Origin of the sequence: Acinetobacter sp. 251-1 (genome assembly GCF_030329305.1) — a bacterium.
In the GTDB taxonomy this organism is placed as follows: domain Bacteria; phylum Pseudomonadota; class Gammaproteobacteria; order Pseudomonadales; family Moraxellaceae; genus Acinetobacter; species Acinetobacter piscicola_A.
Genome location: NZ_JACANS010000013.1, coordinates 103,967 through 130,350 on the forward strand (window position 1 = coordinate 103,967; position 26,384 = coordinate 130,350).

At 38.0% G+C, this 26,384-nt stretch carries 23 protein-coding genes; 8 read left to right on the forward strand and 15 right to left on the reverse strand.

All coding sequences use genetic code 11. The annotated features are described in order from the left end of the window. Nucleotides 1-199: 199 nt before the first annotated feature. A complete protein-coding gene (locus HX129_RS12300; protein ID WP_228721844.1) occupies nt 200-589 on the forward strand; it encodes a hypothetical protein in 390 nt (129 codons plus the stop codon). Between the two features lie 147 nt (nt 590-736). Here the strand turns inward: HX129_RS12300 and HX129_RS12305 are convergent, their stop codons facing one another. The 8 genes from HX129_RS12305 to HX129_RS12340 form a co-directional block, all read right to left on the reverse strand. Then, nucleotides 737-2,158, reverse strand: a complete 1,422-nt coding sequence (locus tag HX129_RS12305) for a short-chain fatty acid transporter (protein WP_130073716.1) — start codon at nt 2,156-2,158, stop codon at nt 737-739. A gap of 200 nt (nt 2,159-2,358) precedes the next feature. Then, entirely contained in the window at nt 2,359-2,985 is a 627-nt protein-coding gene (locus HX129_RS12310; RefSeq protein ID WP_130073715.1) for a CoA transferase subunit B, read from the reverse strand. 4 nt (nt 2,986-2,989) lie between these two features. Further along, nucleotides 2,990-3,694: a CoA transferase subunit A gene (locus HX129_RS12315; RefSeq protein ID WP_130073714.1), complete on the reverse strand. Its 705-nt coding sequence runs from the start codon at nt 3,692-3,694 to the stop codon at nt 2,990-2,992. Nucleotides 3,695-3,756: 62 nt separating this feature from the next. Beyond that, nucleotides 3,757-4,674: a hydroxymethylglutaryl-CoA lyase gene (locus HX129_RS12320; RefSeq protein WP_286435166.1), complete on the reverse strand. Its 918-nt coding sequence runs from the start codon at nt 4,672-4,674 to the stop codon at nt 3,757-3,759. Next, the gene (locus HX129_RS12325; RefSeq protein WP_286435165.1) at nt 4,671-6,665 is read right to left on the reverse strand and encodes an acetyl/propionyl/methylcrotonyl-CoA carboxylase subunit alpha; all 1,995 of its coding nucleotides are present in this window, start codon (nt 6,663-6,665) and stop codon (nt 4,671-4,673) included. Before HX129_RS12325 ends, HX129_RS12320 begins: the two co-directional genes overlap by 4 nt. Nucleotides 6,666-6,675: 10 nt before the next feature. Continuing rightward, nucleotides 6,676-7,473 (reverse strand): enoyl-CoA hydratase/isomerase family protein, encoded by a 798-nt coding sequence (locus tag HX129_RS12330; RefSeq protein WP_286435164.1) that lies wholly within the window; start codon nt 7,471-7,473, stop codon nt 6,676-6,678. Between the two features lie 10 nt (nt 7,474-7,483). Continuing rightward, nucleotides 7,484-9,085 (reverse strand): carboxyl transferase domain-containing protein, encoded by a 1,602-nt coding sequence (locus HX129_RS12335; RefSeq protein ID WP_286436208.1) that lies wholly within the window; start codon nt 9,083-9,085, stop codon nt 7,484-7,486. A 109-nt stretch (nt 9,086-9,194) separates the two neighbouring features. Beyond that, on the reverse strand, nt 9,195-10,367 hold the full coding sequence (locus HX129_RS12340) for an isovaleryl-CoA dehydrogenase (protein WP_130073709.1): 1,173 nt from the start codon (nt 10,365-10,367) through the stop codon (nt 9,195-9,197). A gap of 147 nt (nt 10,368-10,514) precedes the next feature. Between HX129_RS12340 and HX129_RS12345 the strand changes: the two genes are divergently transcribed. The 3 genes from HX129_RS12345 to HX129_RS12355 all read left to right on the forward strand — a co-directional run bounded on the left by HX129_RS12345 (nt 10,515) and on the right by HX129_RS12355 (nt 13,726). Next, a complete protein-coding gene (locus HX129_RS12345; RefSeq protein WP_130073708.1) occupies nt 10,515-11,138 on the forward strand; it encodes a TetR/AcrR family transcriptional regulator in 624 nt (207 codons plus the stop codon). Nucleotides 11,139-11,252: 114 nt separating this feature from the next. Then, nucleotides 11,253-12,941, forward strand: a complete 1,689-nt coding sequence (locus tag HX129_RS12350) for an AMP-binding protein (protein WP_286435163.1) — start codon at nt 11,253-11,255, stop codon at nt 12,939-12,941. A gap of 110 nt (nt 12,942-13,051) precedes the next feature. Further along, a complete protein-coding gene (locus HX129_RS12355; protein WP_180045432.1) occupies nt 13,052-13,726 on the forward strand; it encodes a class I SAM-dependent methyltransferase in 675 nt (224 codons plus the stop codon). A 55-nt stretch (nt 13,727-13,781) separates the two neighbouring features. On the opposite strand, the gene plsB is transcribed toward HX129_RS12355, so the two are convergent. Then, nucleotides 13,782-15,950, reverse strand: coding sequence for a glycerol-3-phosphate 1-O-acyltransferase PlsB (plsB, locus tag HX129_RS12360; RefSeq protein ID WP_286435162.1), 2,169 nt, complete (start codon nt 15,948-15,950; stop codon nt 13,782-13,784). A 308-nt stretch (nt 15,951-16,258) separates the two neighbouring features. Here plsB and cysK point away from each other — a divergent pair, with 308 nt between their 5' ends. The 3 genes from cysK (at nt 16,259) to HX129_RS12375 (ending at nt 19,373) form a co-directional block, all read left to right on the forward strand. Beyond that, the gene (gene cysK / locus HX129_RS12365; protein ID WP_180045434.1) at nt 16,259-17,257 is read left to right on the forward strand and encodes a cysteine synthase A; all 999 of its coding nucleotides are present in this window, start codon (nt 16,259-16,261) and stop codon (nt 17,255-17,257) included. A 297-nt stretch (nt 17,258-17,554) separates the two neighbouring features. Next, entirely contained in the window at nt 17,555-18,742 is a 1,188-nt protein-coding gene (locus HX129_RS12370; protein ID WP_286435161.1) for a PilT/PilU family type 4a pilus ATPase, read from the forward strand. A gap of 157 nt (nt 18,743-18,899) precedes the next feature. Beyond that, nucleotides 18,900-19,373, forward strand: a complete 474-nt coding sequence (locus tag HX129_RS12375; RefSeq protein ID WP_286435160.1) for a hypothetical protein — start codon at nt 18,900-18,902, stop codon at nt 19,371-19,373. A 120-nt stretch (nt 19,374-19,493) separates the two neighbouring features. Here the strand turns inward: HX129_RS12375 and HX129_RS12380 are convergent, their stop codons facing one another. After that, a complete protein-coding gene (locus tag HX129_RS12380) occupies nt 19,494-20,273 on the reverse strand; it encodes a ferredoxin--NADP reductase (RefSeq protein WP_130073701.1) in 780 nt (259 codons plus the stop codon). 105 nt (nt 20,274-20,378) lie between these two features. Here HX129_RS12380 and tsaA point away from each other — a divergent pair, with 105 nt between their 5' ends. Further along, the gene (gene tsaA, locus HX129_RS12385) at nt 20,379-21,098 is read left to right on the forward strand and encodes a tRNA (N6-threonylcarbamoyladenosine(37)-N6)-methyltransferase TrmO (protein ID WP_286435159.1); all 720 of its coding nucleotides are present in this window, start codon (nt 20,379-20,381) and stop codon (nt 21,096-21,098) included. An 86-nt stretch (nt 21,099-21,184) separates the two neighbouring features. Here tsaA and HX129_RS12390 read toward each other — a convergent pair whose 3' ends face one another. The 5 genes from HX129_RS12390 to HX129_RS12410 all read right to left on the reverse strand — a co-directional run bounded on the left by HX129_RS12390 (nt 21,185) and on the right by HX129_RS12410 (nt 26,248). After that, nucleotides 21,185-23,401, reverse strand: a complete 2,217-nt coding sequence (locus tag HX129_RS12390; RefSeq protein ID WP_286435158.1) for an SEL1-like repeat protein — start codon at nt 23,399-23,401, stop codon at nt 21,185-21,187. A 154-nt stretch (nt 23,402-23,555) separates the two neighbouring features. Continuing rightward, nucleotides 23,556-23,699 (reverse strand): hypothetical protein, encoded by a 144-nt coding sequence (locus HX129_RS12395; protein WP_286436209.1) that lies wholly within the window; start codon nt 23,697-23,699, stop codon nt 23,556-23,558. Then, complete coding sequence (locus HX129_RS12400; RefSeq protein WP_286436210.1) at nt 23,700-23,933, reverse strand: hypothetical protein; 234 nt, start codon at nt 23,931-23,933, stop codon at nt 23,700-23,702. Nucleotides 23,934-24,226: 293 nt separating this feature from the next. Beyond that, nucleotides 24,227-25,096 carry a hydroxyethylthiazole kinase gene (thiM, locus tag HX129_RS12405; RefSeq protein ID WP_286435157.1) on the reverse strand — a complete coding sequence of 290 codons (870 nt, stop codon included), beginning with the start codon at nt 25,094-25,096 and terminating at the stop codon, nt 24,227-24,229. A gap of 9 nt (nt 25,097-25,105) precedes the next feature. After that, nucleotides 25,106-26,248 (reverse strand): hypothetical protein, encoded by a 1,143-nt coding sequence (locus tag HX129_RS12410; protein ID WP_286435156.1) that lies wholly within the window; start codon nt 26,246-26,248, stop codon nt 25,106-25,108. Nucleotides 26,249-26,384 lie beyond the last annotated feature (136 nt).

The window sequence follows — 26,384 nt, forward strand, 5'->3', positions numbered from 1 at the left end:
GCGTCAAAACGATAATAAATTTAAAAATAGATTCTCTTGGGTAAATATTTGGTTTATATTGTTTTTATTTAAAACAACACTCTTGAATTTTGAGAAATAACCCGCATTTATGTAGAGAAAATGTGAGCGTTTTTCTCAGATAAAAATATTGATCATTTTGATTGTTAATTTGAATATAACAATATAGGGAAGTGTATTTATGTTTATTTGTTTGAAAAATAAAACTCGTTTTATCATTCTGATTTTGGCTACGGTTACGTCTACATATACGATCGCGCAAAGTACTTCGACCAATACACAAGAGCAAGATTTTAGTTATTCTAATCATGCCGATGAGCATTGTTATGTGCTAGGTAATAATGCACATAAAATTATGAGTCGTAGGCAGGATGGAGAGTCAGCAACAAACTTAGTCAATCAAATTCAAAAGCTGGATGTTAAATACAATAAAAATGAATTATTTGAGCTTGTAGACAAAGCTTATCAAATACCAATGAGCCAGCATATCATGCAGCAAATGGTTGTGGTGAGTAATTTTATGTCAGATATCGAGCAAAAATGCATGCAAGATGAGTATGCAGCGAGATAATTTTTTAGATGGGTGATTGGATCTTTTAAGCAGTATGAATTTTAAATCATGCTTTGTTCGAGTCTAGAAAAAGGCTTAATGCTGTGCATTAAGCCTTTTAAATCTATGCCATTAAAAGTATTGCATATTGCTTGTTAAAATCTACAGTTAAAAAGTCGGTGCAACATAAGTAAGAGTGCGACCTAATGCCCACAGTAAGAATAAAACCAATGGTATATGAAAAATCAGTTGAGTTACAGTAAAGCCAATCACATCTTTGGCTTTGAGTTTTAAAATCCCAAGCATAGGTAACATAAAGAATGGATTGATTAAATTGGGCAATGCTTCGGCTGCATTATAAATCTGTACTGACCAACCTAAATGGTACTTTAAATCATGTGCAGCTTGCATCACATAAGGTGCCTCGATGATCCACTTACCACCACCTGATGGAATGAAAAAGCCCAAAATAGCCGAGTAAACTCCCATGACAATGGCAAAAGTTTCTTGAGATGAAATCGAGACAAAAAATTCAGCAATATAATGTGAGAGTGATAAGTCTTGCGCATTCATGGCATGGGTCATGATAAAAGCAATACTGCCATAAAGTGGAAATTGGATCAGTACACCAGAAATTGCAGGGACTGCTTTAGACACAGCATTTAAAAAGTTACGTGGTGTGCCATGTAGTGCAATGCCTAACATTAAGAAGATAAAGTTATAGGTATTTAGACTGGAAATTGCGAGAATGGGATTGCTTTTAGAAAACTCATTCACCATCCAAATTGCGCCTAAGATCACGATCAGAATACTGAGAATAGGAGAGTTTTCTAACCAATCTCCCGGACGTTTATGGATTGCAGTAGTATCCTGTATTTCAGTATCTTCTTGATCAAGTTTGACATTAAACTGATCTATAGTTTTTACATGTTGCCCTTTAGGTGCAGAAAAATACGCGATTGCAATTGAAGCGATAATTAGCACTGCCGTCATAATGAGTGATTGTGGTAAAAAAATCGTTTCAGTAAAAGGAATGACGCCTGTGAGTTGATAGATGGATTCAGGTAAACTGGCTTTGTTGGCTTGTAGTTGAGCAGCAGATGAACTGATTCCCAATGCCCATGTTGCCCCCATACCGATAATTGCAGCGGCTGCGGCAGCACGGTAGTCCAAATTTAATTCTTTACGTTGCGCAAGCGCAATGACCAATAGCGCTGTGAGCACAGTACTCATTGCCCAGTTAATTAATGAAACCAATAAGCTAATGCTTGCCACAAGCACAATACCACCTGTGCCTGAACTTGGGATGAGTGCGAGCTTGTTAATGATAAATTTGATCGGTTTAGACACAGATACAACATAACCCACCACGATCAACATACACATTTGTAAGGTAAATGGAATCAAACTCCAAAAACCATCACCAAATGAAAGAGCAACTTGTGTTGCAGGTGCGCCGATAGCCATTGAGGCAATAGCCACGATAATCACCCCTAAAAGGGCAAAAATATAGGAGTCAGGAAACCATTTTTCAGACCAATCACTGACTTTAATTGCAAACCTTTGCAAAATATTTTGAGAATTACTCATGTGTATCATCCTTGAATTTTGTTTTACATATGCATGCCTGATGTACAATTAGTGGTATTGATTTAATAGATAAATATTTTTTATGTGAAAAACATTATAATAGGGAAAACATAAGGCATTTAAAGACTTATGTTTTCACAGGTATTGATGTGATTTTAGTTCGCCCCTGTCTCATGGGCATCTCAGCAATCCTACAGTAGTTATAAGATGCTCACACCAGTGACTTTTTGTACGTCATCCAATGTGACACCCTCGGCAAGTTCAACCAATTTAATCCCTTGTTCGGTGACATCAAAAACACCTAAATCAGAAATAATACGGTCAACCACGCCTTTTCCTGTTAATGGGAGCTCGCAGTTTTTTACGATTTTAGGTGAACCATCTTTAGCACAGTGCTCCATTAACACTACGACTTTTTGTACACCTGCAACCAAATCCATTGCACCGCCCATCCCTTTGACTTTTTTGCCGGGAATCATCCAATTGGCAAGGTCACCTGTTTCAGAAACTTCCATTGCCCCTAAAATGGCAATATTGACTTTGCCGCCACGAATCATGGCAAAAGATTGTGAACTTGCGAAAAATGAAGCACCTGAGCGTGCGGTGACTGTTTGTTTACCTGCATTAATCAGGTCTGCATCCACTGTTTCTTCTGTTGGAAACTCGCCAATGCCGAGTAAACCATTCTCAGATTGTAGCCAAACATCCATATTTTCAGGGATATAATTGGCCACAAGGGTCGGTAATCCGATGCCTAAATTGACATAAAAACCATTTTCAAGTTCTTGTGCAGCACGTTGTGCCATTTCATTACGTGTCCAAGCCATGACTTTATCCCTCTGATTTTAATGTCAATTGTTCAATGCGCTTTTCAGGCTGAGCATTGACAATAATACGATGCACATAAATTCCTGGCAGATGCACATGATCTGGATCTAGCTCACCGACTTCAACTAATTCTTCTACTTCAACCACGGTGATTTTTCCTGCGGTGGCGCAATCAGGATTAAAATTACGTGCGGTTTTACGGAAAATTAAATTCCCTGCTTTATCTGCTTTGTAGGCTTTCACTAAGGCAATATCTGCAGTGAGTGATTCTTCTAAAATGTGATCTTTGCCATTGAAATTACGGACTTCTTTGCCTTCGGCAACTAAAGTCCCGACACCTGCTTGGGTATAAAAAGCAGGAATACCTGCACCACCTGCACGTAGTTTTTCTGCCAGAGTGCCTTGTGGTGTCAGTTCAACTTCAAGTTCACCATTTAAAAACTGACGTTCAAACTCTTTGTTCTCACCGACATAAGAGGCGATCATTTTTTTGATCTGTTTGGTTTCTAACAATAAACCTAGACCAAAACCATCCACACCAGCGTTATTGGAAATACATGTCAGGTCTTTGACACCTGTTGCTTTTAATGCTGAGATTAAAGCTTCAGGCATACCGCAGAGACCAAAACCGCCAACGGCTAAAGTTTGCCCATCTTGGACAATATCTTGTAATGCATCCGTTGCATTTGCATAAACTTTATTGAGCATATTTCACCTTGTTATTACGATCTTATTCCATTAATTTTTCTTGCACTTATGTATGGTTTATATCACGAAGCGCATTGAGTTTGCCAATAGGCATTGGCGTAGTTTGAAGGATTTTGTCGGTTTAGAACTTGGCTGATATTTCGACTTGCTTGCATGAGTGCCTCTAAATTAATTCCTGTTTCGAAGCCCATTTTCGACAGTAAATAATATAGGTCTTCGGTTGACACATTGCCTGAAGCACCTTTGGCATAAGGGCAACCCCCCAGCCCAGCAATAGAGGAGTCAAAAACGCGGATGCCTTGCTCAAGCGATTGGTAAATATTGGCAATCGCCATGCCATAGGTATTATGGAAATGTCCTGCAAGTACTTTTGCATCTAACTCAGCAAGGCATGCCTCCCAGACTTTTTTAACACGATCAGGCGTTGCTGTGCCGATGGTTTCACCTAAAGAAACTTCATAACAACCCATGTCATACAATTGTTGGGTGACTTTTGCGACTTGCTTCGGGTCAATTGCACCTTCATAAGGACAATCGACGATACATGAGACATAACCACGAACTTTGACGTTGTTGGCTTTGGCTGCGGCGAGAACATCAGCAAATTTTTCAAAGCTTTCATCGATTGAGCAGTTGATATTTTTACGGGTAAAACTTTCAGAAGCCGCAGTAAAGACAGCAACTTCTTGGCAGCCAACCGCAAGCGCAGCTTCAAAACCTTTAAGATTAGGCGTGAGTAAGCTAAAACCAATATTAGGATCTTTCGGTAATTCGGCAAAGAGTTGGTCGCTATTTGCCATTTGCGGCACCCATTTTGCTGAGACACAAGAGCCGACTTCAATTGAAGTCAGTCCTGTTTGCATTAAGTCTAAAATTAAGGCTTTACGTTGTTCGAGTGTCAAAGGTGTTTTCTCGTTTTGTAGTCCGTCACGAGGACCGACTTCAACGATTTTCACGAAGTTGTCGTGCGCTAAAGTCATGCCACATTCTCCGTGAGTAATTCAAATTCAACCAATTCATCACCCGCTTTGACTTGATCACCCGCTTGGAAATAGGCCGCTGCAATCACGCCGTCTTGTGGCGCACGAATGGTATATTCGATTTTCATCGCTTCAAGTGTCAGTAAAATATCATCCTTTTTCACTTGATCTTTCGCTGAAACCAAGACTTTGGTAATAACACCTGGCATCGGTGCTTTTAAATTACTTTCATTACTTGAACTGTCTTCATTGCTGATTTTTGGCTGAATATGTTCAAAAATGTAATTTTGTGCATTTGAAAATACCGTTAAAGCTTGTTCATTACGGCTAAACGCAATTTTTTGCTTTAGACCATTGAGGTCGATGTGTACTGTATTTTCATTGAGTAATTGACCCGAGATTTGTAGTTGTAAATCTTGATATTCAGCAATGAATTGATCAGCAACGGGGCGGAAATGGACGATAATTTCATGCCCAGCCAAATTAAATTTGACAGGGTATCGGTTGGCTTGGTTCAAACGCCAAATGGATTGATTTTGCCAAACAGGATTATTTGCAGTTTTATTGGCTTTAAATCGGCTTAAAAGCTCGGTAAATGCTGCGGTGATGATGAGATTGGTATCCGCATTGCGAATGTTTTTAAATAAAAACTCATCTTCGCGCTGAATTAAGTTGGTATCTAAGTCAGCATTTTTAAATGAATCGCAACGGATAATTCGGTCTAAAAATGCAATGTTATTGCCCAAACCTTCTACATGGAAATGCCCAAGTGCATGATGCATTTGGACTAAGGCTTCATCACGATTTTTACCCCATACGATCAGTTTAGAAATCATTGGATCATAATAAGTCGTGATTTCATCACCTTGCACAATGCCGCTATCAACACGAACATGTTCATTTTGCGTAGGATAATGTAAGTAGCGAATTTTCCCAATCGCAGGGAGATAACCTTTTTCAGGTTCTTCGGCATAGATTCGTGCTTCGATGGCATGACCGTTGATGCTGAGTTCATGTTGTAATTTGGGTAATGGTTCACCGCTTGCAACACGCAGCTGCCATTCAACCAAGTCTTGCCCTGTGATCATTTCAGTCACAGGATGTTCAACTTGAAGACGGGTATTCATTTCCATGAAGTACGCTGTACCATCTTGTTCAACGATGAACTCAACTGTTCCAGCACCGACATAATTCACGGCACTGGCTGCATCAATCGCAGCTTTACGCATGGCTTCCAATTTTTCTTCAGCAATTTTTGGGGCAGGTGCTTCTTCGAGTACTTTCTGATGACGGCGTTGTACAGAGCAATCACGTTCAAATAAATGCACATAGTTACCGTGTGAGTCACCAAAGACTTGCACTTCGACATGGCGGGGATTGACCACATAACGTTCAACTAAAACTTCATCATTACCAAAGCTCGATTTTGCTTCATTTTTACACGAAGACAGGGCATCTAAAAAGTCAGCTTCACGCTCAACCAAACGCATGCCTTTACCGCCACCGCCTGCACTGGCTTTGATTAAAACAGGGTAGCCAATACCATCGGCTTGTTGTTTTAAAAATGCTGCATCTTGGTTGCTGCCATGATAGCCTGGTGTTAAAGGCACACCTGCTTTTTCCATCAAGGCTTTTGAAGTCGCTTTAAGCCCCATTGCCAAAATTGCAGCAACAGGAGGTCCAATAAACACAATATTATTTTTTTCACAAGCAAGGGCAAATTGATCATTTTCAGACAAGAAACCATAACCGGGATGAATTGCTTGCGCACCTGTATCTAAAGCCGCTTGAATGATCCGATCTGCTTGTAAATAACTTTGTGAAGCAGGGGATTCACCAATATAAACCGCTTCATCTGCTTGTTTGACATGCTGTGAGTTAGCATCTGCATCTGAATATACTGCTACCGTTGCAATGCCTAATTTCTTTGCAGTACGAATGACACGGCAAGCAATTTCGCCACGATTGGCAATTAAAATCTTTTCAAACATGGTGTTGTCCTTATTCTGTACTGTTTGTAATCCATTCAGGGCTTTGTTTATTTAAAAACGCCTGTAATCCATTTTTCGCTTCAGCACCTTGACGTACATGTGCGATATGCTGAGCGGTTTGAACGAGTAAATCTTCGGTTAAACTTTCTTGGCTAACCATTTGAATCAGTTTTTTTGAAGCGGCTTGTGCTTGTGGTCCACCCAACAATAACGTGCTCACAATTTCATTTACTTTTTCATCTAAAGTTTCAGGTGTGGTCACTTCATGCACTAAACCAATCGCTTTGCCTTGTTCTGCCGAAATACGCTCAGCAGTGAGGAAATAACGTGATGCTTGACGTGCGCCAATGGCACGGATCACATAAGGGCTAATGGTTGAAGGGGCTAGACCCAAGCGTACTTCCGAGGTTGCAAATTTTGCATCAGTGCTGGCGATACAAATATCACAGGCAGAAGCTAATCCCATCCCTCCACCAAACGCGACACCATGCACACGCGCAATGGTCGGTTGTTTTAACGTCGCTAAACTTTGCAGCATTTTTGCCAGTTTTAAAGCATCAGCTTCATTGTCTGCTTGTGAGGCTTCACCTGCTTGTTTCATCCAATTCAGGTCAGCACCCGCAGAAAAGCTTTTGCCACGACCTGCTAAAACCACCACGCGAATGTCATCACGTGTATTTAGATGCTGAAAACATTGGTTTAATTCTTCAATGACTTGGGTATTAAAGGCATTATGCAATTCGGCACGATTGATCCAAACCGTTGCGACTTGCTGCTGTTGTTCGAGTTGTAAATACTGAAAATCCATTTTGCACTCCTTACATACGGAACACGCCGAACTTGGTTGGTAAAATCGGTGCATTGAGTGCAGCCGCTAAACTTAAACCTAAAACATGACGAGATTGAGCAGGGTCAACCACACCGTCATCCCATAAGCGTGCAGACGCATAATATGGGTGACCTTGATGCTCGTATTGATCACGAATCGGTTGTTTAAATTGATCTTCTTGTTCAGCACTCCAGCTTTCATCTTTAGATTCAATTTGGTCACGTTTTAAAGTGGAGAGCACACTTGCAGCTTGTTCGCCACCCATCACCGAAATACGCGAGTTTGGCCAAGTCCAGAGGAAACGAGGCGAGTAGGCACGACCACACATGCCATAATTCCCTGCACCAAATGAACCCCCGATTACCATGGTGATTTTCGGTACATTTGCAGTTGCTACAGCCATAACTAGTTTTGCACCATGTTTGGCAATGCCTTCATTTTCATACTGGCGACCCACCATGAAGCCTGTAATATTTTGCAGGAATAACAAAGGAATATTGCGCTGTGTACACAGTTCAATAAAGTGAGCGCCTTTTTGTGCAGACTCTGAAAATAGAATCCCGTTGTTGGCAATGATGCCGACTTTCATGCCATAAATTGAAGCAAAACCTGTGACGAGTGTTGTGCCAAAACGTGCTTTAAACTCGTCTAAACGTGAACCATCCACAATACGAGCAATGACTTCACGAATATCAAAAGGTTTACGGGTATCCGTTGGAATGATGCCGTAGAGTTCTTCTGCTGCATAAAGCGGTTCTTCGATTTCAATATTATTTTGATTTGGCGTTTTATTTAAATTTTTAACGATATTGCGTGCAATTAAGATCGCGTGTTCATCATTTTCAGCCAAATGATCGGCAACACCTGAAAGACGTGTATGTACATCACCGCCACCGAGGTCTTCTGAAGTCACGACTTCTCCCGTCGCTGCTTTAACGAGAGGAGGTCCACCCAAGAAAATCGTCCCTTGATTACGCACAATAATGGTTTCATCTGACATGGCAGGCACATAAGCACCACCTGCGGTACAACTGCCCATCACAATCGCAATTTGAGCGATGCCCATACTCGACATACGCGCTTGGTTGTAGAAGATACGTCCAAAGTGGTCGCGGTCAGGAAAAACTTCATCTTGCATCGGTAAGAAAGCACCACCTGAGTCCACCATATAAATACACGGTAAATGGTTTTGTTCAGCGATTTCTTGCGCACGTAAATGCTTTTTCACTGTGAGTGGATAATAGGTTCCACCTTTCACCGTTGCATCATTTGCCACGATCATACAGCTTACGCCTTGGACTTGCCCGATACCTGCCACGACACCCGCAGCAGGGACATCATCAGCGTAGACATTAAAACCAGCAATTTGACCGATTTCTAAAAAAGCTGTACCTGCATCAATCAGTTGATCAATACGATCACGTGCCAAGAGTTTGCCTCGTGCAATATGTTTTTCGCGGGCTTTTTCACCACCACCCAAAGCAATGGTTGCGACTTTTTGCTTAAGATCATCGACCAGTTGCTGCATCGCCGCTTGATTGGCTTTAAAATCTTCGCTTCGAATATTAATTTTGCTTTGTATTTGATTCATCAGGAACGTCCTTGTCTTTTTTATATTCGACTATTGGTTCAGCAGAGCTGTTGTTGAAATGATCTTGAAATTGATTTCAATGCCAAGATCATTTGAAAATTAAGTTCAATTATTTGGTTTCATTGAATAATTCACGACCAATCAACATCCGGCGAATTTCTGATGTACCCGCGCCGATTTCATAGAGTTTTGCATCACGCCATAGACGACCTGTGTCATATTCATTGATATAACCATTGCCACCTAAAGTTTGAATTGCTTCACCTGCCATCCATGTCGCTTTTTCAGCAGAATATAAAATTGCACTTGCCGCATCTTTACGTAAACCACGATCATGATCCGCTTTGTCACATGCAGCACCGACGGCATAGACCAACGCTTTAGACGCTAACCATGTTGAATACATATCGGCAATTTTGCCTTGCATGAGTTGGAACTCACCTAAAGCTTGTCCAAATTGTTTACGGTCATGAATGTAAGGAATGACGACATCTAAACAGGCATCCATAATGCCAAGAGGCCCACCACTGAGAACAGCGCGTTCGTAGTCCAAGCCACTCATCAGGACTTTTGTGCCATTACCAACACCACCTAAGACATTTTCTTTTGGTACTTTGACATTATCAAAGAATAGCGGGTAGGTGTTTGAGCCACGCATACCGAGTTTGTCGAGGTGTGAACCATGACTAAAGCCTTCCATATTTTTTTCAACAAGGAATGCGGTCATGCCTTTTGCACCTGCGGCAAGATCGGTTTTAGCATACACCACTAAAACATCAGCATCGCCACCATTGGTGATCCACATTTTCGAGCCATTTAAGATAAAATGATCCCCAGCATCTTCGGCTTTGAGTTTCATACTGACCACGTCAGAACCTGCATTCGGTTCAGACATTGCAAGTGCGCCTACATATTCACCTGAAATCAATTTTGGCAAATAGCGTTGTTTTTGATCTGCATTGCCATTACGGTTAATTTGATTCACACATAGGTTAGAATGTGCACCATAAGACAAGCCGATAGCCGCTGAAGCACGAGAAATTTCTTGCATAACCAAAATATGTGCAAGATAACCTAAGTTTGTACCCCCATATTCTTCGCTTACGGTTAAACCCAGAAGTCCCATATCACCAAATTTTTTCCAAAGGTGATGGGGGAATAAGTTATCTTGATCGACTTGTTTAGCAAGCGGTGCAACTTCCTTTGCACAGAAAGCAGCCACTGAATCACGGAGTGCAATTAATGTTTCATCCAATCCAAAATCAATACTGTGTAGGTTCATCATCCTGTCATCCTAACGGTTTTAGTTGTTGTGCCAAAAAACACTTTTTCTTGTTGCTAAATTTACAATACATGTTTTTTTTGAAAAAGTGAATATAAATTCAAAAATTGATTTACAATTCATTTTAATTGGTTGAGAATACAAAATATGAGCTATAAACGATCATCTTTAATGCAAGAGCGAATGGAACAAAATCGCAAAACGATTTTGCAGTCTGCACGTGAATTAATTGCTGAAGGTGGATTTAAAGATGCACAGATACAAGCGATTGCTGACCGAGCAGGCGTATCAAGCGGCTTGGTCTATCGTTATTTTGCCAATAAAAGCCAAGTGCTGATAGAGGTGTTAGATGATGCAATCCATGTTGAAGTTGATATTTTGAATCATATTGCGGCAGGTGAGCTCACTGCGACGCAAAAGTTACATAAAGCAGTTACGACTTTTGTTAAGCGTGCAATGAATAGTCCACAACTGGCATATTCACTGATGTTTGAACCTGTCGACCCAGAGTTAGAGCATGGTCGTTTTCGTAGTAAACAATTGATCAAACAAAGCATGAAGGAAATTTTGGCTCAAGGAAAAACCACAGGTGAATTCGGTTTTGAAGATTTAAATACAGCTGCACTTTGTGTAGTGGGTGCAATGACATTTGTGGTGATTGAACCTTTAAATCCTTCAAGAAATGTGATGTTTGATGAGTCCTATAAAGATTATTTTGTGAAACAGATTGCCGATTTTTGTGTAAATGCGATGCAAAGCAAGGAGGATTAATATTTATTTAACGTTTTAAATACACATAAAATCTGTTTCGACAAGTGATCAAGGAAAACAATTAGATTAGAGATTAGAAAAGCAAAATCACAAAGAATCAAGGAGTATGATTCAATGTCGCAAGTACGGTTAAGTTACGCATATGGAACAAGTCAACAACCTTTAGTAGGGATGACGATTGGTGAAAAATTTGATGAAGCATGTCAGATGTATGCTGATCAGGATGCGGTGATCAGTCTTCATCAAAATATCAGGCTCAGTTATCAAGAGCTGCAAGATCAAGTCAATGCCTTTGCCTGTAGTTTATTGCGTTTAGGGCTTCAAAAAGGTGATCGCCTTGCGATTTGGTCTCCCAACTGTGTGGAATGGACGATTGCCCAGTTTGCTGCTTTTAAAGCAGGCATTATTTTGGTCAATCTTAATCCTGCTTATAAAAAAAATGAGTTGGAATACGTACTGAATAAAGTTTCATGTAAAGGGTTGATCATTGCTTCAGTTTTTAAAAGCTCTGATTATCAGCAAGTACTGACTCAAATTGCCCCTGAAATTCAGACTGCACAGGATAAAGTTTTAAATGCTGAGAAAGTTCCTCATTTAAAATATGTGATCAAAATAGATGAGCAACAGCATGAAGGTATTCATCGTTTCTCAGACTTGCTAAGCCAACCTAGCCAACAAGAACTAAAGCAATTACAGGTAATTGCACAAGACCTACAATTTGATGAAACCATTAATATTCAGTTTACTTCGGGTACAACAGGGAATCCCAAAGGGACCATGTTAACCCACAATAATATTTTAAATAATGGTTATTTTGTGGGAGAAGGCATTCATTTAACACCACAAGATCGTGTGTGTATTTCTGTGCCACTGTTTCATTGTTTTGGTATGGTGATGGGTAATCTTGCCTGTATCACGCATGGTTCAACCATGGTGTATCCATCCGCCGTGTTTAATTCGTTGGCAAGCTTAAAAGCCATTGAACAAGAAAAATGTACAGCAGCTTATGGTGTACCGACCATGTTTATTGCCATGCTCGAAGAAGAAACATTTGATCAGTTTGATTTAAGTAGTTTACGTACAGGCATTATGGCTGGTAGTCCATGTCCACGTGAGATCATGCAACGTGTGATTGATCGTATGCATATGAGTGAAATTACCATTTGTTATGGTATGACTGAAACTGCACCTGTCAGTATGCAGACTTCAACCACAGACCCGATTGAATGCCGTGTGGGCACAGTAGGGCGGGTCAAACCTCATCTTGAAGTGAAGATCATCGATGAGCAAGGAAAAATTGTACCTCGTGGCAAACTCGGTGAATTGTGTGTACGTGGTTATTCAGTGATGTTGGGGTATTGGGAAGATGAAGAAAAAACCAAAGAAGTGATTGATGTTGCGAAGTGGATGCATACGGGTGATATTGCTGAAATGGATGAAGAAGGTTTTGTTAAAATTAAAGGGCGCATTAAAGATGTGGTGATTCGTGGCGGAGAAAACTTGTTCCCGAAAGAAATCGAAGACTTCTTATATACCCATCCTGATGTATCTGATGTGCAAGTGATTGGTTTACCTGATCCACGTTATGGTGAGGAGTTATGTGCGTGTATTATTTTACATGATCATCATCAGGTGACAGAAGAATGCATTCGTCAGTATTGTAAGGAGCATATTTCACATAATAAAGTGCCGAAATATGTGCGATTCTTTACTGAGTTTCCGATGACTGCTTCAGGAAAAGCGCAAAAATTTAAACTTCAAGAATTTATGCGTAATGAATTAAATTTAAAAGAAATCGCTTAAAATTTAAGTGATCCAAAGTCGCACTAAGTTCTATTGCAAGTGATATTGTTTTGGCTTGGTGCGTTTCATTTATTTGCAATACAATAGTTATAAAAACATGGCAAAAAAACATGGCAAAAAACTTTAATCACCCTCAAGTTGTAGAAAGTTATGATGAGCATATTCGAAAACTCATCCCAGGTTATGAACTGATCCATTTACAAGTTCATGCTTTACTCAAAGCACGCTTACCTGAACGTGCTGAAGTTCTAGTGGTGGGCTGTGGTACAGGGCATGAGCTGTGTTATTTGGCAGCTCAATTTCCACATTGGAGATTTACCGCCATCGATCCTGCTCAAAATATGCTTGAAAAAGCCAAATCACGGCTTGAGTCTGAAAACTTAGCGACACATGTACAGTTTTTGCATAGCGATACCTCAGGGCTGAGTCATACAGCACAAAAATTTGATGCTGCATTGTCCATTTTAGTTTCACATTTTATTCCTGAAACTGAAAAAAAGTTTTATTTTCAAGATATTTATCATGCTTTAAAAGATCAGGCTGTATGTTTGAGCTATGACTTGATGCAAATTGAAAATATACAACAATTGAAAACTTTGCAGCATTTAGCCGAATTGACAGGACTTTCGGAAAAACAAAGCCAAGCCATGATTGAGCGTTTACAAGATGATTTTTGCTTAATTTCGAATCAAGCATTGCATCAGTTATTAAGACATATCGGCTTTAAGTCTGTGGAAAATTTTGCGCAAGTTTTAAATTATTTTGGTACTTTTGCAGTGAAATAAAAAAACCGAAGCAGTAACTTCGGTTTCTAATGGATTCGTTTAAACTTGCTTAAAATTAATGTGTTGAGTTCACTGTGTACAAATGGGCAAACGCTTTTAATAAGCGCAAAGTATCATCTGCTTGATGAATGAAAATCGTTTGATCATCAATCTGAATCAATTTTTCAGTCACAAAATAATCTAAAATATGCTTGATTTCTACGCTGATTTCATCGGCTTGCCATTTCAAGAAGTACATTTTTTGTAGTTCAGGATATTGTTGTAAAGCCGCATTGAACAATTCGTCTTTACTGATTTTTTCAATGTGTGGCTCACTTTGTGCTGTTAAAATATGAGCAATCAGTGCAGGTAAAATCAAGGTATGCAGAATATTATTGCTAAAATATTTAAGCAAAGCCTCTTGTTGGTTACACACTTTCAGCCAACGCTCATTATCATGTTCAATAAATTCAACCTGTTTAAGTTTAATCGCATACTGAATAATTTCATGGTTTGAAAGCGCTGTGATTTGCATTCTTTCATCATAGACATGATATTTAAGTAAATTTCTAAACTGTTCTAGCCGTAATAAAACATCACGCTCAGCCAAAGCGTGTGTTGGCGCATTCAGTAAAATAGTCGCAATTAAATTTACAGGGTTAATGACCGCGGCTTTATTGATATTTTCTAAAATTTTATCGGCAACTTCATTGACTGCAATTTTGACTGATGAAGGTAAATCTTCTTCTAAACCAACATGTTGAGGCACTTGGTTCTTGTCTAAAATGGGTTTGAGAAATACGGGTTCACCAAAATTAACATGCACCATTCCAAACACTTTTTCGATTTTTTGCATCGATTTGAGTAAACCAAAGAGTGATTCGGACTGTTTTTTCTGCCCACCCAGTTCTTTAATATAAGAAGAACCTTCGATCAGTTTTTCATAGCCAAAATAGGTTGGAATAAAGGCAATTGGTTTACTGTTGCCACGCAAATGACTTTGAATGGTCATTGCCAACATGCCTTTTTTGGCAGGAAGTAATAAACCTGTACGAGAGCGTCCACCTTCAATAAAATATTCTAAAGGGGTATTACGGCTGAGTAGGCTATGTACATATTCTTTAAAAACAGCTGTGTAGAGTGCATTACCACTAAAACTGCGACGAATAAAATAAGCACCCGCCCCACGCATGAGTTGTCCCACGACAGGCATATTGAGGTTAATTCCTGCGGCAATATGCGGCACCATCAAGCCACGTTTATAAATCACATAGGACAACAATAAATAGTCAATATGGCTACGGTGGCATGGCGTATAAACAATTTCATAATCTTTAGCCAGCTCACGCACGACTTCAAAATTATGTACCTGAATACCATCGTAAAGCTGCGTCCAGAGTTTGGTCAGGGCAATTTCAGCAAAACGCAATGTTGAGTATGAAAAGTCAGAAACGATTTCATCTAAATACTTTTTCGCTAACGCTTCAGCATCTTGCAGACTTATTTTTTTATGAATACTTTCAGTTAAAACAGCTTCTTTGATCACATCTGAGGTGAGTAATTTGTTAATCACATTACGGCGGTCAGAAATATCAGGCCCTAAAATAGCTTCTTTATATTGATTAAAAGACTGGTTAAGTTGTTTAACGACATAATGCGCAGGTGCAAAGTTTGGTGCGACTTCTAAAGCACTATTGATTAATGTACGTAGTGAAATGGCTTGATGAAACTCAATATAATTTTCGCGACCATATAAGGTGATATTTAACGCTTGTTTAATCCCTGTCGGTTTGGTCCAAGCATCTGCCATTAAAGCTTTGTACCAACTGTCTTCATTTTCAGGCGCACGTCCCCACAAAATGGTGACAGGAACAAATAAAATATCTTCCTCTTTATGCTTTAATAAATACTCCACTAACCGTATTAATTTATCTGGATAATAAGCAGAGGCATTGTGGGTCGAGGCTTCTAGTACTAAAAAAGAATCATCCTCTTGGTGTTCCTTGAGCCTAAGCGCAGAAAAAGCAGAATGTAAGCTGCGTTTCTCTGTTTCATTATCAATCAGAACTTTATTTGATGTTGAATTGTCCTGAATGACATAGCAAATCGGCAGTTGTTTCGCATCTTGTTCTTTTAATGTATTTTCTAAGGCTTGTGTATCACCAAGCACTTGAGGGCTGACAATTTTATCTAAAACTTTTTTGGTAAATTGGCGATAAAATTTTTGATAAGCATTGTTTGCCATATAAATCTCAACACGATGTCTTTATGCTGACTATTATGGGCTAAAGTGAAGAAAAATGTATAAAAGAATTTATATATAGATGGGTACATCAACAGAGCATCAATATTTAAGAAAATATTCTGTTTTAATAAAGGGGATAAAATAAATCGATGAGGCAAACATTGTATAAAACTAGGCATTTGATTTTTATCAAATAAACTATTCACAAATTTTTATAAATAAATCACTTTACGGAATATCAACGATACAACAAAAGGCGTTATGATAGTGCTATATAAATAAGATGATTGATAAATTAAGGATAGCGCATGGCGACTGATACTCATTTCCCACAAACTGAAAATCTAGGCATTGCAGTCTATGCCAACAATGCAGATGCAATTGGTAATACACCATTGGTACGCATTAACCGTTTAGCAGCGCATGGTGCAACTATTTTAGCCAAAATTGAAAGTCGTAATCCTGCATTTTCTGTGAAAGACCGTGTTGGGGCAGCTTTGATTGAAGATGCTGAAAAAAGTGGAAAACTGAAAAAAGGGATGCATATCGTAGAACCAACCAGTGGTAATACAGGGATTGCATTGGCGTATGTGGCTGCTGCAAAAGGCTATGAAATTACCTTAACCATGCCTGCAAGTATGAGTATAGAGCGCCGTAAAGTGTTGAAAGCACTTGGTGCGAATTTAGTGCTGACTGAACCTGCAAAAGGCATGAAAGGCGCAATTGATGAAGCTGTACGTTTAGTGACAGAACATCCTGAACAATATTATTTGCCGCAACAATTTGAAAATCCTGCCAATCCAGCTATTCATGAGAAAACCACAGGTCCAGAAATTTTTGCTGCAACAGGCGGTAAAGTTGATATTTTAGTCGCAGGTGTGGGGACTGGTGGAACCATCACGGGTATTTCACGTTATTTTGAGCAAGTGAAAAATCAGCCTATTTACTCTGTTGCTGTTGAACCTGCGGATTCACCAATCATTGGTCAAGCCAAACGTGGAGAAGCACTTACTCCTGGACCTCATAAAATTCAGGGGATTGGTGCAAACTTTATTCCTAAAAATTTAGACTTAGACTTAGTCGATGAAGTCATTGCCATTGAAAATCAAGAAGCGATTGATTTTGCACGTCAGTCAGCGACACAAGAAGGTATTTTTGTAGGAATCTCAAGTGGTGCAGCATTGGCAGCAGCAGCAAAATTGGCTGCACGTCCTGAAAATGCAGGAAAAACCATTGTTGTTATTTTACCTGATGGGGGGGAGCGTTATTTATCGTCTGTGTTGTTTGAGGATATTTCTGCAGAATAACGCATATTGAGTAAAATCATCTGAATTTTACATCGTATTTTTTATAAGAACCAAGGCATTTGACCTTGGTTTTTTTATGCATTCTCAAAAATATTTTATTTAGGAGCAAACACAGTATAGAAAGGATTGAATCAGGGCTATTTTTTAGAGTGGTTTTGATGACTTGTACGAGCAAAATCATGAAAATATGTTGAGAATAAGGCTAAAAATGTGACAGAATGCCCAAAAAAATTAGTCGCTATTTCTACAAAATAAGCTGATTAAAAATCATTCATTTAAAGAAAAATCGGGGAAGTTATGTATACAGCTGAATTATTGCAAGAAGCACAACGCTATATGTTTCACATGCTTAGTAAAGTGGTTGAATTTGGCGGTTCAGATCTGTTTATTTCGGCAGATTTCCCACCCAGTATTAAGCATCAGGGCTTGATGAAATCTCTAGGGCAACCAGAGCTCACAGCAGAAAAAGCTAAACTTTTTGCTTATAGCCTGATGAATGCCAAACAACGTCAAGATTTTGAAACAGAACTTGAATGTAATTTTGCCATCAGTGTACCTAACGTTTCGCGTTTTCGAGTCAATGTTTTTCAACAACAATTACAAGTCGGTATGGTGATTCGTACCATTACTGCTGAAATTCCAAATTTTACCAAACTGAAATTACCTGAATCACTGAAACATGTGATTATGGAAAAACGTGGCTTGGTCCTTGTGGTGGGTGGGACAGGTTCAGGAAAGTCGACGTCATTGGCAGCGATGATTGACTATCGTAACGAAAATTCAGCAGGGCATATTATTACGGTTGAAGACCCTGTGGAATATGTGCATAAGCATAAAAAATCGATGATTACCCATCGTGAGGTTGGTGTAGATTGTCATACTTGGCACAATGCATTGAAAAACACCTTACGTCAGGCGCCCGATGTCATTTTAATTGGTGAGATCCGTGATACAGAAACCATGGAACATGCCATTGCTTTTGCTGAAACAGGACATTTGTGTTTAGGTACTCTGCATGCAAATAATGCCAACCAAGCTTTAGACCGTATTATTAACTTTTTCCCTGAAGAGCGCCGTAATCAGCTGTTAATGGATTTATCATCAAATATGAAAGCCATTATTTCACAGCGTTTGATTCGCACTGAAAATAACGATGGACGTAGAGCAGCAGTTGAAATTTTACTCAATACACCTTTAATTTCCGATGTGATCTTAAAAGGTAATTTTCATGAAATTAAAGAAATCATGACCAAGTCGCGTGAGCTTGGTATGCAAACTTTTGATCAGGCATTATTTGATTTATACAATGAAGGTGCGATTAGTTATGACGAAGCACTGAGAAATGCAGATTCAACCAATGAATTACGTTTACAGATTAAGTTAAAAGCTACACGAAATCAGCAAAATGGGGCATCTACAGCGACCAGTTTAAGTATGTTGCATGAAGTCGAAGCAGCTGATGAAGATGAAAATGCTGATGAATAATTGAAATACCATGTCGAGGTATAAATCACTGTGATGCTATACCTCGATATTTCATAATAGAGAGTTTATGGGGCAAATTTATTATTTTTGAAATTAACAATTCATAAAAAAATTCAGCTAAACTTTAGGAAATTTTTTCATAAAATAGAACGTAACGATGTATAAAAAAACATATTCTTTTCTTGGTGGTGCATTGCTTGTTGCGCTAATGACACAAAGCTTTGCACATGCTGTAGAAATCGATACCTCTGCCATCACAGGAGAGTGGGAATGTACACAAATTATTAAAAATAATAATGTGATTATAAAATCGAATGACCAATATTATGAAAATGGAACCTATTTTTCCGACTCAAAAATTCAATTTGGCAATGAGAAGAAAACCATTCATACCAGCATGAAAACAAAAAGTGCTTGGGCGCTTGATCAAGATCAAATGCTTGTTTTTACTAAGACTAAATTGTTAAAAGTAGATTCTGATGACAAAACTTATGAACAAGCACTGAAAAAAGAATATGAGCAGTACCCAAATGCAGCGGCGCAAATTGCAGCGTTAAGCAAAAATAAAATGATATTGCAAGTGATGAAGCCTTTTAAGGTTGTAGAACCGATTGAATGTGTGAAAAAATAATCAAGCTTATCCTGTCTATGAAAAATAAAAATCGAGGTTAATGCCTCGATTTTTTTGATTCAACTTACGGCATCAAAAAACCGAGTACATAGACTCGGTTTTTCATCATATTTTAAAAGCTTATTTTTCGACGAATGCACGTTCGATCACATAGTCACCGAGCACACCCATTTTAGGTGATTCTTTTAAGCCATGCTGATCAAGCAATGCTGCAACATCATCAAGGAAAGCAGGGCTACCACAGAGCATTGCACGGTCAGTTTCTGGGTTGAAACGTGGTAAACCAATTTTTTCAAATAATTGACCAGTTTCAATTGCAGTGGTTACACGACCTTGGGTGTGGAATTCTTCACGTGTCACTGTTGGATAATAGATTAATTTTTCTTTTGCACCCAATTCTGAGAAAAATTCATGGTTAGGAACTTCATTTAAAATTAAATCTTGATATGCCAATTCTGAAATAAAACGAGTGCCATGCACTACAATGATTTTTTCAAAACGCTCGTATGTTTCAGGATCACGAATAGTAGAAAGGAACGGCGCAAGACCTGTACCTGAAGACAATAAGTATAAGTTTTTACCCGGATTTAGATCATCCAATACCAATGTACCTGTTGGTTTTTTGGAAATTAAAATGTCATCGCCTACTTTTACTTTTTGTAAAATAGAAGTTAAAGGACCATCAGGTACTTTGATTGAGAAGAATTCAAGTTCTTCTTCATAGTTAGCACTTGCGATTGAATATGCACGCATTAAAGGCTTACCATTCACTTCAAGCCCAATCATCACAAATTGACCATTTTTAAAACGGAGTGAAGTGTCACGTGTTGTTTTAAAACTGAATAAAGTGTCATTCCAGTGGTGTACGTGAGTAATCTTTTCGACGTTGAAAGCAGCCATTAAAGGTCTCAATAAATTATCAAATTAGAACAGCTTACTATTCTAATCTAAAATCATTCTCGATAAACTGAATATATTTAATTGAGCTTATCAGAAAAAGTGATTATGTCTGATCTTTGTTTACCTATAATTGGTTATATGCATTCACCTTACCAAGAAAAATTTGGTATTCCTCGCCAACCGAACTTAGTTCAGGTTGAATCTTATATTGAAATGCAAGCCCCCTATAATGACCTATTGGCTTTTGAAGGAATTGAAGCATTCAGTCACTTATGGTTGGTTTGGCAATTTCATGAAAATAAAAATAGCAATGAAAATCATAAATTTAGACCACAAGTTAGACCACCGCGATTGGGGGGGAATCAAAAAATAGGGATCTTTGCCACACGGAGTATGTATCGTCCTGCACCAATAGGTTTATCTGTAGTACAACTTAAACATGTGAAAAAGGTTGGAAAATCGCTACGGGTTTATGTGACAGGCAGTGACTTATTAGACGCTACACCGATTTTGGATATTAAGCCTTATATTCAGTATTCCGATGCAATCATGGATGCAAAAAGTGGTTATGCTCAGCAAGAACCAGATCGAAAAAAAGTTGTTTGGTCTGAAAATGTACAATTGGCATTCAAGCATTTACTGAAAATACAGAAAATCACCCCACAAATGCAAAATGAACTTGAGCAAGTGTTGTCTTTAGACCCTCGTCCAGCTTATCAAGATGATGAACATCGGATTTATAAAATGAAATTTGCGGGTTTAGATGTAAGTTTTACGGTACAACAAGATATTGTGCATGTCGTGGATCTGATTGCTGTTGTTTAAAGCAAAAAATTGCAAATCAAGATGTCAAAAATTTAAGATTGAAAATAGACAATACTTTTACGTGCTATTTTCAATCTTATAATATTTTACTTAAAGAGAATCATCAGTATTAGGATCACACTGATTCCAATTAAAAACCGATTGATCCATTGCGCTGTTGTTAAAGGCTGATCAGCTTTTTGTATAACCCGTCTACGCGAGCTGCTGCTATTTAATTGTGCAATCTCTGGTTTTTCTGCGGTTGCTCGATCAAAGTCTGCGGCTAAACCCAATAACCATTCTTCAACGTCAGGGTCAGTTTTATCTAAAGCGTGCACGGGGGATGCATAAAAGCGCATGGCATCTTTAAATGAGCTTTCATCCATTTGTAATTTAGCCACTTCCACCAAATAGAAAAAAGCTTGTTTAGGATCTTTTTCAACATATTTGCCGTCAGCATGAAAATGTGCCATTAATTGCATGGCTTCAGGGTCATTATTGATGATTAAGCTAGAAATAATTCCAATGGCTTGTTGGCTTTTCTCTGGGTCATCTTCACTGCTCGCTAAAATGTCGAGGGCTTTGAGTAGGGCAGGATGACTGACCTCTGGCAATTCTGTAACAGAAGTATTTTCGAGCTGTGCTTTATTTTCTTGAGCGGCATTTTCCTGAGAAGTATTTTCTAATGTAATGGACGGTTTTGGCGTTTCGACCATTTTGATTGGGTATAAGGTTTGAAGTGCTGAGTTAAATTCATCGCTTTGTGTGTCGTTGAATAAAAAACTCGCTGGTTTTCGTAGAATATTCTCTTGGAAATGTGCTTGCCAAAATGACTGTTGGGTAAAGCTGTCTTGAAACTCAAAAGCATTTTGGTAAAAGGTTGTCATTGCTGCATCAAATTGTGCGAGTGATAAATTAGAAGAGGTGTATTGAACCACTGAGTAAATATGCTCAATTTTATTGTCAGCAGTCTTTGTATAAGGAATGACTAAACTGACTGTGGTTTCTATGGGAGTATAGATTTGTATTTTTAGATAAATTGCATCCGTACGCCCTGTGGGTAGATAGGCGTGAATATCTTCACAAAACAGTTGAAATGGATAACCGTGTGGGTTCTGTTCAAGTTCAGCAAATGCAAGCTCTCGTGGATTGTCTTGCATGAGTTTGATAATTTGAACTTTATGGTCTTTACTAACCAATAAGCAGGGGTCTAAACTTGACCCATCAAGCATGAAACTGGCATAAGCTGCTAAAAAACCAGCATGTTTAAATGCTTGGGTAATATTTGCAGTGATTTCAGGTTGTTGTATATCTTTTAAAGCTGAAGGGAAATACACCAAACTTTGCGTGGAAAGATCAATGTATTTTTGCACATATGTTAAACAACTCTGAACGGGCTGCTTAGCGTCAAATAAAATAGCAGTCAGTACCGACATTGGATAAGAAATTTGATTTTGGAAGACAAAGACTTGTGCAAGTTCATAGCGAAACTCTTCATCATCCTCTTGACTGAGTAATGCTTTATATTCTTCAAAACTAAACCATTTCACGCTACTCAACGTTTGATGGGCAATCGTTGTCCCTAAATAATAACTGAGTGCAACTAAGAAGTTTAATTTCTCTTTGTCCTGCATAAAGGTTGCATAGCTTGCTTCATTGAGTTGTTCATACTGACGAATGCGGTTGAGCAGCAAATCAATTTTTTGCAGACTGACTAAAGAAAAATCAAAGTCTATTAAGTCGGTTGCTTGATGATAAGCATTGCCACCTGATAGATAGCGATGTTGTTGTAGCGCTTGAATATATTCAGCACAATTTTCATTGATATTTTGTGTATGATTTTTTTCAATAATACTTTGGCGTAAATGAACATAACTGAGACATGTTTTTTCAGCATTTTCACCGTGATGCAGAACATCTGCAATAACAGCTAAAGGTAAGCAAACTTGATGATTGATCAAAGCGACCATTGAACTAAAAAAGTCGAGAGGGAGTTCATCATCTGAAGGTAAAATTTTAATCGCTTCGTGATAATTGTACCATTGCACAGGATAATGGGTTCTTTGCGCAAGAACATCACCAAGATAAGCAATCAACATCATTAAAAAATTTAACCCATTTCGTTGCGTCACTAGATCATTAGGGCGGACATTTTGACGATGTAAAGCAATTAACAAGGTATCAATGTCGTGTAAACTTTCATCACTAAAATCAGGATTAATTTTAAACAGTGCTTCGGCATACTTTAAACCCAAAGGTGGCAATTTTTTTTGATAAAAATATTGCAACAAACCTTGCATATCTTGTTGAGTTTTACGGTTCATGATGGTCTAGATTATTGGTTTTTTGAAAGATTATCATAAATAAAAATAGTGCTGTAGCGATTCGCTTTTTTAATTGCAATATATTTTAAATCCATATGCTCTTTTCCGACTTATTTCATGTGAAAGTCATAAAAAGACTGAAAAATAATGACTTTTAAATGTTAAATAACGCTCGAAAGTCTGTAATCAAAACTTGCATAGGAAGGGATCCTAATGAACCTAAATCTAATTGATATAAAGTCAAATCATGCTGATGCTGGGAAATGAAATAGCCTAAGTTACCTTGTTGTCCAACCATTCAAAAATTTGCTTCAAAATTTTGTATTTGATAGGTTTGATTACGTTCTATTAAGTCAAAACAATTGTAAAAACAGATATATATTTCCTCTTGTTCATATTCATCGAAATATTCAACTTCAAACATTGGACATTCTTGGATGTGTTCAAGGAGGATTTGTTGATATGTATCTGAGATTGGAAATTTCCAATAGCTTTCAATGTTTTGAATTTGGTTTAAAAGTATGGAGTTCATTTATGTTGTTCACGTGGGTCAGATTTTTTGAAATGAAAATATTTATTTTCTAAGCACTAATAGAATAACCAATAAAAAACTGCACTTGGAAGAAGAAATGAAAATAAAAACCAACTGCTTGAGTATTTATATTGATCATAGGTTTTCTTCAAATTTAACGAATAAAGAAAAATGCAGATCGTGATACATAAATAACCAAAAATACATTTGATTATTTTATCTGCATATTTTTCTAAAGATAGATTTAATTTTTTTAATCCTGATCTTGATCTATTTTCATCAGCATCTCAAAATTATTCGATATTTAATATTTCAAAATCTGCATATTGCTGGATCGTTTCTGCATTGAGTTCATAAATTGCATCTAAAAAAGCGACATTAAAACTACCTACAGACTGCGCTTTGCTAAAAGCCAGTTTTCCTGCAATGGCAAAATGAACATGTGCAGAAAGTGTTGCAATTGTGGGAGTAGAAACAGCACTATAGGCTGCAATTAATGCACCTAAGGCACAACCTGTTGCTGTGATTTTAGGTTGTAAATAGCTACCGCCATTGACTTGAATCACGGCATTGTGTTCTTTTGATAAAATAAAATCGGACTCACCTGAAATCGCAACACATTCACAATGTGCCAAAAGGGGGATAGCTTGTTGATAAACTTCATGACTGGCAATACTGCTATCTACACCTTTAGATTGGACTTGATTTCCTGCTAGACCACTGATTTCAGAGGCATTGCCACGAATGATTGTGGGGTGTAATAACAACAATTCATCGACCATGGCACTGCGCCATTTTAAAAATGCACCATATCCCACAGGGTCAAGCACCCAAGGTGTTGATTTTGCAGTAACGGTTTGTGCTGCAATTTTTATGGCTTGCATTTGCTCAGAAGTCGGTGTCCCTAAATTAATACTGAGTGCAGCCGCAATATTGGCAAAACTTTCTGCTTCAAAGGGATTATCAATCATGGCAGGTGAAGCGCCTGCTGCCAAAAGTACATTCGCTGCATAATTTGCTGCAACACTATTGGTAATACAATGCACAAGTGGTTGTTGCATTTGTAATTGTGTCCACGCCGTGATGACTTCTGCTCGTAATGTATCTGTTTGAATCAGGGTTGGAGTAGATTGAATCGTGTGAATATTTTCAAGCTGATTCATATGCATTCCTTATTTGGTAAAATAGTGATCTTGATGCTTACAGCGATTACAGAAAGTCGAGATTGAATGATGATCATCATATTCAATACTTAAATCTGTAGATCCACAATGCATACAATTAAACTTTGAGAAAAATTCTATACGTGGTTTGATATTTTGCCAAATCACAGGAATTGTTTGTGCAACATAGTTTTCGTCAAGTTTAAGTAAGTGAAATAAAAATATTTGACTGACACGACTAAAATGTAAATCGTAAGGACGAGGTAAAGTCGAAATTTCAAATTTTTTATGAATTGAATTTTTTCGGTATTCCTCTAAGGTTTTACGCAGTTTATTGGTATTATTAAAATCAGTATTGAGTGGATCAAGTGCTGTTTTTTGTGAGTGTAAATAATCTAATGCAGTTTGCACCATATAATAGATTTGCCCCAACGATAAATAGTTGAGTAAATAATCGCAATATTCTTTAAATTTTTTATTCCCTGCAAATTTAACCCCTAAGCGTTTACAATAATATTGAGTGAATTCTAAAATTTCATGATAGAAAATAATAAATAGCGTGCTATGTACTTCTTCAGCTTGCTGAAAAGGTGCACCATATTTAAAATCTTCAAAGAACCATTGTCTTAACTTTTGATAGATTGTATATAATGAAGGCTCTAAAAAACGATCCACACGGACATTAAGATAAAAATCATGTTCATTGTCTTTTAATGTCACCATTTTCTTTTTTGTAATGACATTGTATTTCTCTAAACGATATAAAATCGTATTTTGGAGAGAATATGTTGAGGTAACTTTTTCCCATTTTATTTTTTCAAAATTAATACATTCACTTTGAAAATGATCATTTAAAATAATTTTGTCTAAAATGGCCAACAAAAATAATTTATCAATTAAATATAAGCTACAAAGATTTCTGACATTAAGTACCTTTTTTGGGGTGATTTTTGTTTTTGCTTCGAGTAATGCTTGAGAGCAGGCTTGACATTGGCAGTGGACTGAATCTGAAATTTTATGCTCACAATGAGTGCATTCAAAATATTCTACAGGTTCATCATTCAATTCCGCTGATACAAGAAACATTGATGCTTTGCAAAGCGGGCAAAAACTACTTTCGTCATGTTCTTTTTGCAAGATCAGTAAAGCCATAATTCATCTTAAAAATTCGATTGAGTTTGATTATAAGAGATTATGGCACGGGATGGGTAGGTAATACCCCCATTATTAACTGAGGTCAAAATTAGAAAACTCCAAGCCCTTGTTATCGTTTAAAGTTAGGTGGTCT